This is a genomic window from Spongisporangium articulatum (assembly GCF_044465595.1).
GTDB classification, from domain to species: domain Bacteria; phylum Actinomycetota; class Actinomycetes; order Actinomycetales; family Kineosporiaceae; genus Spongisporangium; species Spongisporangium articulatum.
Genome location: NZ_JBITLV010000004.1, coordinates 424,830 through 437,818 on the forward strand (window position 1 = coordinate 424,830; position 12,989 = coordinate 437,818).

Annotated in this window: 10 protein-coding genes; 3 read left to right on the plus strand and 7 right to left on the minus strand. The window is 73.7% G+C overall.

Going from position 1 to position 12,989, the window contains the following annotated elements; translation table 11 throughout:
• Nucleotides 1-41 precede the first annotated feature (41 nt).
• Together ACIB24_RS14565 and ACIB24_RS14570 are read right to left on the minus strand one after the other, a co-directional pair.
• The gene (locus tag ACIB24_RS14565) at nt 42-1,127 is read right to left on the minus strand and encodes a LacI family DNA-binding transcriptional regulator (RefSeq protein ID WP_398281581.1); all 1,086 of its coding nucleotides are present in this window, start codon (nt 1,125-1,127) and stop codon (nt 42-44) included.
• A gap of 64 nt (nt 1,128-1,191) precedes the next feature.
• Nucleotides 1,192-2,580 (minus strand): FGGY family carbohydrate kinase, encoded by a 1,389-nt coding sequence (locus ACIB24_RS14570; protein ID WP_398281584.1) that lies wholly within the window; start codon nt 2,578-2,580, stop codon nt 1,192-1,194.
• 99 nt (nt 2,581-2,679) lie between these two features.
• Between ACIB24_RS14570 and ACIB24_RS14575 the strand changes: the two genes are divergently transcribed.
• A complete protein-coding gene (locus ACIB24_RS14575; protein WP_398281587.1) occupies nt 2,680-3,654 on the plus strand; it encodes a ketose-bisphosphate aldolase in 975 nt (324 codons plus the stop codon).
• 60 nt (nt 3,655-3,714) lie between these two features.
• Here ACIB24_RS14575 and ACIB24_RS14580 read toward each other — a convergent pair whose 3' ends face one another.
• Both ACIB24_RS14580 and ACIB24_RS14585 read right to left on the minus strand, forming a co-directional pair.
• The gene (locus tag ACIB24_RS14580) at nt 3,715-4,521 is read right to left on the minus strand and encodes a purine-nucleoside phosphorylase (protein WP_398281590.1); all 807 of its coding nucleotides are present in this window, start codon (nt 4,519-4,521) and stop codon (nt 3,715-3,717) included.
• A 6-nt stretch (nt 4,522-4,527) separates the two neighbouring features.
• Nucleotides 4,528-5,001: a gamma-glutamylcyclotransferase gene (locus ACIB24_RS14585; protein WP_398281593.1), complete on the minus strand. Its 474-nt coding sequence runs from the start codon at nt 4,999-5,001 to the stop codon at nt 4,528-4,530.
• 178 nt (nt 5,002-5,179) lie between these two features.
• Here ACIB24_RS14585 and ACIB24_RS14590 point away from each other — a divergent pair, with 178 nt between their 5' ends.
• A complete protein-coding gene (locus tag ACIB24_RS14590) occupies nt 5,180-6,571 on the plus strand; it encodes an NAD(P)H-quinone dehydrogenase (protein ID WP_398281596.1) in 1,392 nt (463 codons plus the stop codon).
• 90 nt (nt 6,572-6,661) lie between these two features.
• Here ACIB24_RS14590 and ACIB24_RS14595 read toward each other — a convergent pair whose 3' ends face one another.
• Nucleotides 6,662-8,464, minus strand: coding sequence for an acetyl/propionyl/methylcrotonyl-CoA carboxylase subunit alpha (locus tag ACIB24_RS14595; RefSeq protein ID WP_398281599.1), 1,803 nt, complete (start codon nt 8,462-8,464; stop codon nt 6,662-6,664).
• Between the two features lie 215 nt (nt 8,465-8,679).
• On the opposite strand from ACIB24_RS14595, the gene trxA reads away from it, so the two are divergent.
• Nucleotides 8,680-9,063 (plus strand): thioredoxin, encoded by a 384-nt coding sequence (trxA, locus tag ACIB24_RS14600; RefSeq protein WP_398281602.1) that lies wholly within the window; start codon nt 8,680-8,682, stop codon nt 9,061-9,063.
• Here trxA and ACIB24_RS14605 read toward each other — a convergent pair.
• Nucleotides 9,060-10,721, minus strand: a complete 1,662-nt coding sequence (locus ACIB24_RS14605) for an endonuclease/exonuclease/phosphatase family protein (protein ID WP_398281605.1) — start codon at nt 10,719-10,721, stop codon at nt 9,060-9,062. The genes trxA and ACIB24_RS14605 overlap by 4 nt on opposite strands.
• Nucleotides 10,722-10,750: 29 nt before the next feature.
• Entirely contained in the window at nt 10,751-12,925 is a 2,175-nt protein-coding gene (locus ACIB24_RS14610) for a putative bifunctional diguanylate cyclase/phosphodiesterase (RefSeq protein WP_398281608.1), read from the minus strand.
• Nucleotides 12,926-12,989 lie beyond the last annotated feature (64 nt).

A 12,989-nucleotide genomic window follows, 5' to 3' on the forward strand; every position in this document is an offset into this window, starting at 1 on the left:
GAAACCGGGGCCGGCCCTTGCGGGCCGGTCTCGGCATGCGGTCAGCCGCGTCTGGCGTAACCGCTGAACATGACGGGGGACATCTCGTAGGGCACGCAGCCGCAGGTCGTCCCGTACTCCACGTCGCACTCGACCACGACGTTGCGCGGCTTCAGGCCCGGGGCGCTCATCCTTTCCGTGAGGAGTTGCATCGCGCGGGCGGCCAGGGTGGAGACCGGGACGACCGCTTGGGTGGGGACGAGGCCGGTGACGGTGGCCTCACCGATGCCGTCGAAGGTGGTGACGACGACGTCGTCGGGGATCCGTAGGCCCAGCCGGGCGATCGCCGCGATGGTGCCCCAGAACATCCGGTTGTTCGTCGCCAGCACCCCGAACGGGGGCTTCAGCGTGCGGAACAGCCCGTAGGCGCCGGCGGCCGCGTCGTTCGGCGTGACGTGGCCGTTGGTGATGTGCTTGGTCAGCCCGCCCTTGTTCATCACCCGGGTGTACCCGGACTGCCGGTCCCGGACGTTCGAGACCGAGAGGTCGCCCGCGACCAGGCAGACCTGCTCCAGGTTGTGCTTCTCGACCATGTGTGACACGAGAGTCTCTGCCGCGCGGCGGTTGTCGGCCATCACGTGGTCGGCGAGGTTGCGCACCGAGGGCACGGTCCGGTCGACGATCACGGTGGGGACCTGGCTGATGGTCTCGGGCAGGCTCGGGGCGCCGGCCGGCAGGATGATCAGCCCGTCGACGCGCTGCTGCCGGAAGGTGCGCAGGATGCGCTCCTCCTGGTCGACCTCCTCGTCGGAGTCGGCCAGCAGCAGGGTCGCGCTGGGCGGGGCCAGCCGCTCCTCCAGGGCGCGGGTGATGAGCGCGAACTGGCCGTTGCGGATGTCGGGGATGACGACCCCGATGAAGCCCGAGCGCTTCAGTCGCAGGCCGCGGGCCTGCGCGTCACCGACGTAGCCCAGTTCCTGGACGGCGGCCAGGACCTTCTGCCGCATGGGCTCTTTCACGTACGGCTCGTCGTTCAGGACGCGCGAGACCGTCTTCATGGAGACGCCGGCGTGCTCCGCGATGTCGACGAGGCGCGGGGGGCGCGCGAACCCGTCGACGTTCGGGGTCTGGCCAGCATCGTTGCTCACGTCGGGGACGCTAGCTGTTCTGACAGCGTTGGTCAAGAGATTCTCTGACAGCGCTGTCAACATGTTACCGAGCCCCCGGGAGCAGTTGGCCTGCCGGCCGCGGAAAGTCCCCCTGACCAGCCCAGACACCGGCCGCCACCCCTGCCAGGAGGGCGGCCCCGCGGGCGGTCGCCTCGGCCTCGTCGACCAGCAGCAGACCGTGCGTGCTGCGGGCCTGCTTGGCGGCCATCCAGCGGGCGGAGCGCATGCCACCCCCGATCACCAGGGTCGGTTCGGTCGTGCCGCTGTGCGTGCGCAGGGCCCGCTCCGCCGCTGACGTGAGCTCGGCGTAGCCGTCCAGGACGGCGGCCCAGGTGGGCCCCGGGTCGTCCGCCGCGCCGGCGGCCGCGAGTCGCGCGAAGAGCTCCTCGTCCCCGTCCCCGGGGCGCTCCAGGTGGCGCAGACGGGTCGCTGACCAGGGAGTCTGCGGTCCGACGGACGCCGCGGCGCGCTCCAGGTCACCGCGCTCGTGGCCCAGCAGGGCCGCCAGGCGGGCCAGGCCGAGACCCGGGCGGATCTGCTCCCACAGCACGGCCGGGGCGTCGGCCGCCGGCCAGGCGGTCACCGTCGTGTCGCCGCCGACCGTGGCCAGGTCGGCCCGTAGACCGTCGATGGAGACCTCCCGGGGCAGGGCGATCAGCAGGGGTTCACCGCTGCCCATCGAGTCGGTGACCCGACCGACCCCCGCCCCCGCGCCCACCGCGCCGACCGGATGGTCGTGCCCGGCGAGGGTCACGGGGATGCCGGCCGGCAGGCCCGACCAGTGCGCCCCGTCGGCGTGGATCTTGCCGTGCACGGTCCCGGCCGGGCTGACCGGCGCGAACCGGACGCCGCCCAGGCCGACGGCCTCGAACACCTGCGGTAGGTAGCGGCCGGCGATCGGGTCGTAGGCCCCGCTGGTCGCGGCCAGGGAGCGTTCCTGGGCGAACTCACCGGTCAGGTACCAATTCAAAAGTCCTGCGACACCGACGAAGACGCCGCTCAGGTCGGCGCCCGAGCCGGCCAGCCAGCCGATCTTGGCGATCGTGCTCACCGGGCGCGCGGGCCGCCCGGTCCAGGCCACGAGCGCGTCGTCGCCGAACACCTCGACCAGGCGGCGGGCCGTGCCCGCGCCCCGGGGGTCGTGCCACGCGATGACCGGCAGGTCGGCGGGACCGTCGTCCCGGACGAAGGTGCCGGATTCACCCAGACTGGCTATCCCGACGCCCTGGACGCCGGTGAGGTCGCCCAGCCCGGTGATCGCCTCTCGGGCCGCGGCGAGCAGGGCCCCGGCGGACATCTCGGTTCCGCCCGCCGACAGGCCGAACGGGGTCTCGGCGGCAGAAACCCTTATCGAGTGTCCATTCTCGTCGATCAGGAGCGCCTTGATCCGGGACGTCCCGATGTCGAGGCCGAGCAGTCGACCGTGCGCCATGCAGGGGCCTCGCTTCTCTGGGAGGTGGTGGGCGGCGGATTCGTAAGGTAGCTTCGCGGCTGGAACCTGTCCAACGATGTCAGAAATCCAGGAGCACCCGTGTCACTCATCACCCTGCGCCAGGCGCTCGACGCCGCCCGGGCCGGCGGCTACGGCGTCGGCGCCTTCAACGTCACTGACATGACCCAGGTCGAGGCCGTTCTCGAGGCCGCCCGCGAGACCCGGTCGCCGGTGATCGTGCAGACCCTCTCGGGCTCGTCGGCCCACGGCTCCGACGAGCTGTTCTGGGACCTGATGCTGCGCACCACCGAGCGCTATGCCGACGTCCCGACCGTCCTGCACCTCGACCACGGCCCCGACTTCGAGACCTGCCGCCGCGCCATCGCCGCCGGGTTCACCAGCGTCATGATCGACGGCAGCCTCGACCCGGTCACCCATCGGCCCGCCACCTTCGAGGCGAACATCGAGATCACCCGTAGCGTGGTCGACATCGCCCACCCGGCAGGGGTTTCCGTCGAGGGCGAGCTCGGTACCATCGGCGGTTCCGAGACCGGCGAGGAGCACAAGGAGATCATCCTGGCCGACCCCGACGAGGCCGAGGAGTTCGTCCGCCGTACCGACGTCGACGCCCTCGCCGTCGCCATCGGCACCTCGCACGGCGCCTACAAGTTCTCCTCCCCGCCGGACGGGTCCGTCCTGCACATGGACCTGATCACCGAGATCGCCCGGCGGGTGCCGGACACCCACCTGGTGATGCACGGCTCGTCCTCGCTGCCCGCCGACCTGCGGGCCGTGATCAACGCGAACGGTGGCACCCTGCCCGAGTCGTGGGGCGTGCCCGAGAGCGAGAAGGCCCGCTCCACCCAACTGGGCATCCGCAAGATCAACCAGGGCATGGATTCGCACATGGCGTTCACCGCCGCGGTCCGGCAGCAGCTGGGCCAGGACGGCATCACCGTCGACCCGGCGCCCTACACCCGCTTCGGCCGGGTCGCGATGCAGCAGATGGTCGCCGAGCGCATGCACGTCTTCGGCCAGGCCGGCCACGCGGCCGACTTCACCGTCAACGCCTGATCGATGCTGCGTTTGCGCATGATCACCGCAGGAATGCGGTGATCATGCGCAAACGCAGGTTCAGAGTTTGCGAACCACGTCCGCCAGCATCGAGCCGACCCGCTGGGCCGCGGCCCGGCCCGCCTCCAGCACCTCGGCGTGGTCCAGGGGTTCACCCGTGATGCCGGCGGCCAGGTTGGTCACCAGCGAGATGCCGAGGATCTCCATCCCGGCCTCGCGCGCCGCGATCGCCTCGAGCGCGGTGGACATGCCGACCAGGTCGGCGCCCAGCCGGCCGTACATCCGGATCTCGGCGGGCGTCTCGTACTGCGGCCCGGACAGCTGGACGTAGACACCCTCCGGCAGGTCGGGCTGCACGGTGCGGCACACCTCGCGCAGCCGCTTCGAGTACAGGTCGGTGAGGTCGACGAACGTGGCCCCGACCAGTGGCGTCGCGCCGGTCATGTTGAGGTGGTCGCTGATCAGCACCGCCGTCCCGGGACCCCAGTCGGTGTTCAGCGAACCGCACCCGTTGGTCAGCACCAGCGTCGAGCAGCCGGCCGCGGCCGCCGTCCGGACGCCGTGCACGACCGAGGCCACGCCGTGGCCCTCGTAGTAGTGGGTGCGGGCCCCGAGGACGAGCGCGTGCCGCGGCACGTCACCAGGGACGGCGACCACGCGCAGCGTGGCGACGTGCCCGGCCACCGACGGCGCCCGGAAGCCCGGGATCTCCGCGGCCGGGACCTCGGCGACGACGTCCCCCAGAAGTTCCGCCGCCGGTGCCCAGCCGGAGCCGAGAACCATGGCCACGTCGAACGTCTCGATGCCCGTGCGGGCCTTCAGCTCGGCGGCCGCCTCGGCCGCGAGCCGCTTCGGGTCGGTGCTCAACGCGGCTCAGGCCTCCTGCGGCGGGAACACCGCGTCGTCGCTGCTGCAGGGGCGCGAGCGCAGCTCGGCCACGTAGTCGGCGGGCGCCCCTCCGGCCTCCGCGGCGTCGGCCAGCCGGAACAGGTAGCGGGCGGTCGGCAGCCCACCCTCGTAGGCGTCGAGCACGTGCACCCAGGCCAGCGCGTCGCCGTCCAGCGTCTGCACCCGTACGTTCACCTTCGTCGACACCCCGGTCGACAGGCCCTCCCACTCGTCGAGCCCCGACTCGTCGCCCGGCGTCACGTCGTACAGGCTCACGTAGACCTGGCTCTCGCCGTCCTCGACCAGCGTCGCGAACGCGCCGCCGCCGGCCGACCCGGCGTCGCTGAACGTGAGCCGCCAGCCGTTCAGCCAGCCCGTGCCGCGCAGCGGGGAGTGGGGCGCCCGCAGAGCCATGCTCTCCGGGTCGAGGTTGCTGCCGTAGGCGGCGTACAGGGCCATGGGGAACAGGGTAGAGAAGGGACGCTGCGCGCGGACACCAGGTCTCCGGCTGAGCCCCGCCCGACATGCGTCGGAACCTGGAACCGAAACACGGTGGGTGGAGAATGGCGAGGGTGAGCGCGCAGAACACGGTCCTGATCATCGGCGCCGACGACTCGTCGGGTGAGAGGTGGCCGAGGTGAGCGCGCAGAACACGGTCGTGATCATCGGCGGCGGACCCGGCGGGTACGAGGCGGCGCTCGTCGCCGCCCAACTCGGGGCCGAGGTGACCGTCGTCGAACGGGCCGGCCTGGGCGGCGCGGCCGTGCTGACCGACGTCGTCCCGAGCAAGACGTTGATCGCCACCGCCGAGGTGCTGGCCACCGTGGCGGGGGCGGGGGAGCTGGGCATCACCGGCACCCGCGACATCGCCACCGACCTCGGGGCGGTCAACGCGCGGGTCCGGCGGCTGGCCGCCGCCCAGTCGGGCGACATCACCGCGCGGCTGGAGAAGGAGGGCGTGCACATCCTGTCCGGCACCGGCCGCCTGGCCGGCGTCGCGGGGGCCCTGCACCGGGTCGTGGCCACCGACGCCACCGGTGCGGAGACCGAGCTGACCGCCAGCACCGTCCTGGTCGCCACCGGGGCCCGGCCGCGGGCGCTGCCCGGAGCCGAACCGGACGGCGAGCGCATCCTGAACTGGACGCAGCTGTACGGGCTGGCCCGGTTGCCGGACAAGCTCATCGTCGTCGGGTCCGGCGTGACGGGCGCCGAGTTCGCCTCCGCGTACCACGCGCTCGGGGCGCCGGTCGCGCTCGTGTCCAGTCGCGACCGGGTGCTGCCGGGGGAGGACCCGGACGCCGCCGAGCTGCTCGAGCGGGTCTTCCGCGGTGGTGGCATGGAGGTGCTGTCGCGCTCGCGGGCGCAGTCGGTGGAGCGCACCGCCGACGGGGTGGTCGTCACCCTCGCCGACGGGCGCACCGTCGAGGGGTCGCACTGTCTGATGGCCGTCGGCTCGCTGCCCAACACCGAGGACGTCGGGCTCGCCGAGGCGGGCGTGACGCTCAAGGAGTCGGGGCACATCGTGGTCGACCGGGTCAGCCGGACGTCGGCGCCGGGCGTCTACGCGGCCGGCGACGTGACCGGCGTCCTGGCGCTGGCGTCGGTGGCCGCCATGCAGGGCCGCACCGCCATGCACCACGCGCTCGGTGACGCGGTCACGCCGCTGAACCTGCGCCGGGTCTCGTCCAACGTGTTCACCGCCCCCGAGATCGCGACCGTCGGGGCCACCCAGGCGGAGGTGGACGCCGAGGGCGGGGCGAGTGTCCGGCTCCTGCCGTTGGGCGGGAACCCGCGGGCCAAGATGCAGGGCGTGCACGAGGGTTTCGTGAAGGTGATCGCCTCGTCCGGGTCGGGCCGGGTGCTCGGCGGAGTGATCGTGTCGCCGCGGGCCAGCGAGCTGATCCACCCGCTCACGCTGGCCGTGTCGAACCGCCTCACCGTGGACGACGTCGCCGCCGCCTTCACCGTGTACCCGTCACTGTCCGGGTCGGTCGCCGAGGCCGCCCGCCAGCTGCACACAGGTTCGTGATCATGCAGAAACGTCCCGCCCCCGGAAGGGGACGGGACGTTTCAGCCTCAGCGAGGCGGACGTTTCTGCATGATCACGAACAGACGGTCGTCAGCCCTTGATCTCGCAGATCACGGCCCCCGAGGTGACCGTGGCCCCGACCTCGGCGCTCAGCGTGGTGATCGTGCCGGCCTTGTGGGCGGTCAGCGGCTGCTCCATCTTCATCGCCTCCAGGACGACGACCAGCTCACCCGCCTCGACCGTCTGGCCCTCCTCGACGGCGACCTTCACGATCGTGCCCTGCATCGGCGACGTCAGCGAGTCACCGCTGGCGGCCGCACCGGCCTTGCCGCCCCCGGCGCGCTTCGGCGCCTTCTTGGCGGCGGGCGCGGGACCGGAGCCGGCGCCGAAGCCGGCCGGCAGGACGACCTCGAGCCGCTTGCCGGAGACCTCGACGACGACGCGCTCGCGCTCGCCCTCCTCGGGAGCCTCGCCGACCGGGCCCGAGTACTGCTCGATCTGGTTGTCGAACTCCGTCTCGATCCACCGGGTGTGCACCGTGAACGGCTCGTCCGGGTCGGCCGGGGCGAACGCCGGGTCGCTGACCACCGCGCGGTGGAACGGCAGCACCGTCGGCATGCCCTCGACGGTGAACTCGGCCAGCGCGCGCCGCGACCGCTCGAGCGCCTGCTGCCGGGTCGCGCCGGTGATGATCAGCTTGGCCAGCATCGAGTCGAACTGGCCCGCCACGACGGTGCCGGAGACCACGCCGGAGTCCAGGCGGACGCCCGGGCCGGTCGGCGGGTCGAACAGGGTCACGGTGCCGGGCGCCGGGAGGAAGTTGCGCCCCGCGTCCTCCCCGTTGATGCGGAACTCGATCGAGTGGCCCTCGATCTTCGGGTCGTCGTAGCCGAGCTCCTCGCCCTGGGCGATGCGCAGCTGCTCGCGGACCAGGTCGAGGCGCGTGACCTCCTCCGAGACCGGGTGCTCCACCTGGAGGCGGGTGTTCACCTCGAGGAAGGAGATGGTGCCGTCGGGGCCGACCAGGAACTCGCAGGTGCCGGCGCCGACGTAGTTGGCCTCGGTCAGGATGGCCTTCGAGGCGCGGTACAGCTCGGCCAGCTGCTCGTCGGTGAGGAACGGCGCGGGCGCCTCCTCGACCAGCTTCTGGTTACGGCGCTGCAGCGAGCAGTCCCGGGTGGAGACCACCACGACGTTGCCGTGCTCGTCGGCCAGGCACTGGGTCTCGACGTGGCGCGGGTGGTCGAGGAACCGCTCGACGAAGCACTCGCCGCGACCGAACGCGGCGACGGCCTCGCGGACCGCCGAGTCGAACAGCTCGGGGATCTCCTCGATGGTGCGGGCGACCTTGAGGCCACGGCCGCCGCCGCCGTAGGCCGCCTTGATGGCGACCGGGAGGCCGTGTTCCTTGGCGAAGGCGACGACCTCGTCGGCGCCCTCCACCGGGTCCTTCGTGCCGGGCACCAGCGGGGCGCCGGCCTTCTGCGCGATGTGCCGGGCCTTGACCTTGTCGCCGAGCGCGTCGATGGCCGCGGGCGGCGGCCCGATCCAGATCAGCCCGGCGTCCATCACGGCCTGGGCGAAGTCGGCGTTCTCCGAGAGGAAGCCGTAGCCCGGGTGCACCGCGTCCGCGCCGGAGCGCTTCGCGATGTCCAGCAGCTTGTCGATGACCAGGTAGGTCTCGCCGGGCGTGTTGCCGTTCAGCGCGTACGCCTCGTCCGCGGCCGTGACGTGCACGGAGTCGCGGTCGGGGTCGGCGTACACCGCCACCGAGGCGATGCCCGCGTCGGCGCAGGCGCGGGCGACCCGCACAGCGATCTCGCTGCGGTTCGCGATGAGCACTTTGGTGATGGTCCGGCGCGCGGTGGGCGCTGCCGAGGACGGCGTCGTCATGAGGCTCCCTTCCGGTCGAGCGAGCCTACTGCGGGGCTCAGGGGGTCCACACACGCGGCGGCGTGGCGCAAGCCACGTTGACGCCCCTCGTGCGGTGGACGCACAGCATTGTTACCACTGAGTCGGGTGGGGATGCGGGCGGGTCCGGATTGTCCGCTCCTCCCCCGGGGAGCCGGCCGGGGAATGACACCTGTGGGTGAACCGTTCCACCACGCATGGCGACTCTTGAGATGACCGACACGAACCATGACGAGACGGTCAAGGACGGCATCGTCCTGATCGACTTCTGGGCCGAGTGGTGCGGTCCGTGCAAGCGCTTCGCGCCCATCTTCGAGCGGGTCTCGGAGAAGCACGCGGACGCCGTGTTCGCGAAGGTCGACACCGAGGCCGAGCAGGAGCTGGCCGCGAAGTACGGCGTCACCGCCATCCCGACCCTGGTCGTCTACCGCGACGGCATCCCGGTCTTCGCCCAGCCCGGCGCGCTCCCCGAGCCCGCCCTGGAGGAGATCCTGGAGAAGGTCAAGGAGCTGGACATGGACGACGTCCGCACCCGCTACGAGGCCCAGGTCAAGGAGCGGGAAGCCGCGAACCGGGGCTAACCGGGGACGACCACCGACGCGACGACGGCCCGGTCGGGAGTACCTCCGATCCGGGCCGAGTCGACGCCGCTGACCCCCATCCCGTCGCCGACCATCACGTGGTCCAGGGGCGTCACCGGCACGGGGGACCAGGCCGGCCAGCTCGGCCGCAGCCCGCGCCCGTTCACGTCGGCGGCGTCGTGCCACCCCGCATCACCGAGCCGGCGGAACGCCGGGTGCCACGGGGTTGAGGCCAGGTCGCCCACCAGCACGCGGTGCGGTGAGCGCGCGGACAGCTGCGACACCTTCTCCAGCGCGTCCCGCCACCCGGCCCCGGGCCGCAATGCGGTACCGGGAATGCTCGTGGCGATCAGCTCGAACGTTCCCGCCGGCGTCGTCACCAGGCCCTGAGCGGTCGGCGCGCCGGTCGAGGGGACGCTCTCCATCGTCACCGTGCCCTGCCGCGACCAGACCCCGAGCCCGTCGCTGCGCCCGCTGGTGATCCCGACCCAGCGTGGCGTCAGCAGCCGGTTCAACCCCGCCACGGCCACGTCGTGGCTCAGCGCGTCGCTCATCCCCGACATCACCAGCACGTCGACACCCTGCTCGCGGACCGCCGCGGTGATCGAGTCGGCGTCGAGGCGGCCGTGGTTGCCGTCCACGTACATCACCCGCACCGTGCGCGCCGCCGACCCCTCGTTCGGGCCCGGCCCGGCCGCCGCGTACCCGGCCGCGAACAGCCAGGGCCCCACGGCCGCCAGCCCCGCGAGCACGCCCGGCAGGAGGGCCCGGCGGCTCGCGCTCAACGCCAGCACCGGGATGGCCGCCACCGTGACCAGCGGGCAGAACGTGGCCAGCAGCGTCACGGGCTCTGCGGCGGAGTCGAGCAGGGGTACCGCGGCCCACGCCAGCAGCACGGCCGCGGCGCCCGTGAGTCCGGCGACCAGCAACGGGTGGGCCGGCCTGGGCGACCGGGCGGGCGGGCCGGCCGGGCCGGCGTCCGGGGGGCTGGACGGGCGGGGGTCGGAGCGGGTGTCGGAGCGGGTGTCGGAGCGGCCGGACGACGGGTGCTCGGACGCGGGTCGGCCGGACGACGGCGGGTGCGACCGGGAGCGGGGGGCGGCCGGCTCGGGCGTGGCCGAGCGGTCCCGGCCCCCGGGACGCGGCGCCGGCGGAGGGACCGGCGAGCGCGTCGGGGGGACGTTCAACGGCAGCGGCCCGGTTTCGGGGGCGGCCTCGTAGGCCTCGCGGGAGAACGGGTTCAGGACGGGGTTCGCGACCGGGTCGGCGGGACGTCCGACCGGCGGCGGCGCCGCGAACCGGCCGGTCTCGTGGGCACTCGGCTCGGCGGGGCGGCGGGCGGTGCGCGGGAGCGCCCCCGTGGGCGGGTCGGCCGGACGACGGGGGCCGCGCCCGCTGTCCCGCTCGCTGCGCCGGGCCCGGGCCTCGCGCCGGGTGAGCGGTGCCGCGTTCGGGACCCGGCCGGTCGGCGGGTCCTCGGTGCCGGAGCCGGGGCGGTACCCCTCGGCGCGGGCCTGCCCGGGCTGGAACAGGCTGCCCTCACCGTGTTCCTCGGACCGCTCCGGAGTCGGGGTGGACGGCTCGGCATTCAGCCAGTCCAGCGGCTCGGACCTCCGGCGACGCCTGCTGGGCCCTGGCCCTCCAGCGTCTCGTGCCATGGACGACACGGTAGCTGAGCGACCCCCGCTCAGCTCGTCTCCAGCCTGGTCAGGAACTGCCCGGCGGTCATCGCCGCGCCGAAGTGGATGCCCTGCCCGACGTCACAGCCGAGTTCGGCCACGCGGCGGGCCGTCGCCTCGTCCTCGATGCCCTCGGCCACCACGACCGCGCCCAGATCGTGGGCCAGCGCCGCGGTGTGTCGCACGATGCTCGACGTCGTCTCGCGCCGCGCGTCGGCGATGAAGGCCCGGTCGAGTTTCACCTCGTCGACGGGCAGCTCCCGCAGGTACGACAGCGACGAGTAGCCGGTGCCGAAGTCGTCGATCGCGACGGCCACCCCGGCGTCCCGCCAGCGGCCGAGCACCACGGCGACGGCGGCGGGGTCGGTGAGCAGCGCCTGCTCGGTGATCTCCACCCGCAGCGCGGCCGGGGGTAGGGCGTGCCCGGCCAGCAGGCGGGTGATCCGGTCGCCGACCTCGGGGTCGCGCAGGTCGTCGGCGCCCAGGTTCACGCTGACGGTCACCTTGTGCCCGGCGTTCCACCAGGTCGCACAGGCGGCGAGGGCCCGGTCGAGCAGCTGCGCGGTGACCGGGCGCATCAGGCCGGTGTGCTCGGCCAGCGGCAGGAACGACTGGGGCAGCAGTACGCCGTCCTGCGGGTGCCGCCACCGGGCCAGGGCCTCGGCGCCCACGATCGCGCCGGTGCGCAGATCGACCTGCGGCTGGAGGTGCACCTCGAGGTCGCCGCGTTGCAGGGCGTCGCGCAGCTCGTCGGTGCGCCGCAACCGGTCCCCGGTCAGGCCCTCGTCGCGGGACGGGTCGTAGAAGGCGACGCCGCTGTCGGTGCCCTTCGCCTGGTACATCGCCACGTCGGCCTGGCGCAGCAGGTCGGTGGGTTCGCCGTGCGAGGGGTCGCAGGTGGCCATCCCGATGCTGGCCTGCACGTGCAGCCGGTTGCCGTCGATCTCGAACGGGGTCTCCAGCGAGGCGCGCAGGTCGGCGGCCACACGCTCGGCCTGCTCGGGGCCCGCGGCGGGCAGGACGACGGCGAACTCGTCGCCGCCGAGGCGGGCCAGCAGCTGGGTGGGGCGCAGGGTGCCGCGCAACCGGGCGCCGACCGCGGCCAGCAACCGGTCGCCGGCCGCGTGCCCGAGGGCCTCGTTGACGTCCTTGAAATGGTCGAGATCGACCAGCAGGAGCGCGATCTCGTCCGACCAGCCGGCCCAGCCGGACCAGCCGGTGGCGTCCGTCTCGGGGACGGTGACCCCGGCCGGGGCGCTCGGGCGCTCGCCGGCCAGCGCCTCCGACAGCGCCCGCCGGTTGGCCAGCCCGGTCAGGTCGTCGGTGCGCGGGCTCACGTCCTCACCGCCACCCGGCCGCCGCGTCCGGTCCACGCGCACCAGGGACAGCAGCAGGAAGGCGGCGGCCAGCAGCCCACCCGCGCGCACGGCGAGCGTGCTCGCCCGCGGTGCGCTCCCGTCGTCCACGATCGCGACCACGACCACGACAACGGCGACGAGGCCGAGGGCCAGCGTGCGGCGGCGGCCCGTCGCCTCGGCGGGCGGCAGCTCGAGGCTCGCGCGCCGGTCCGCCGGAGTGCGCCGGGCGCGCACGGCCACCGTGCCGAGCAGCAGCAGGTAGCCGGCGGCCAGCAGGGTGCCCGGCAGCCACCCGCCGGACGCGGCGGCGGGCCGGCCCCGGTCGGCCAGGGCCACCTGGTCGGCGGCGGCGACGAGCACGAGGCCGCCCGCGATCCACGGCAGGCCCGCCCGGGCCAGGGCGGGGGTGCCGAGCGAGAGCTCCCGCGGGCCGGACAGCACGATTGCGCTGACGGCGACCCCGGCCACCGCGGCGGAGGCCACCACCGGGACGACGTCGGCGGCGGTCAGGTCGCCGCGCGGCCGGACGGCGAAGCCGAGCGTGCAGGAGGCGAAGGCGGCGACCCCGAGGAGCGTGCACCAGGCCTCCCAGCCCTGACCGGGGAAACGGCGCAGACCGCGAGCCCCGGCGGTCAGGGCCAGACCCAGCAGCTGGAGGGCCGCCGCGGTCACGAGCAGGGCGGCCGCAGGGGTGGCGGGCGGGTCGACGACGACGACGAGCGCGACCGGGACGGCGGACGCGGCCAGGGCGGCCAGCGCCCGGGCCCGGGGGGTCGGGGGAGGCCGCACGGGGAGGCCGATCGCCGACTCCCCGTCATGTGCCATCTACACAGTGTGGCGATCGAGACGGTTCGGGGGCAACCGGGCGAAAGATGAAGGCCACCCCTGG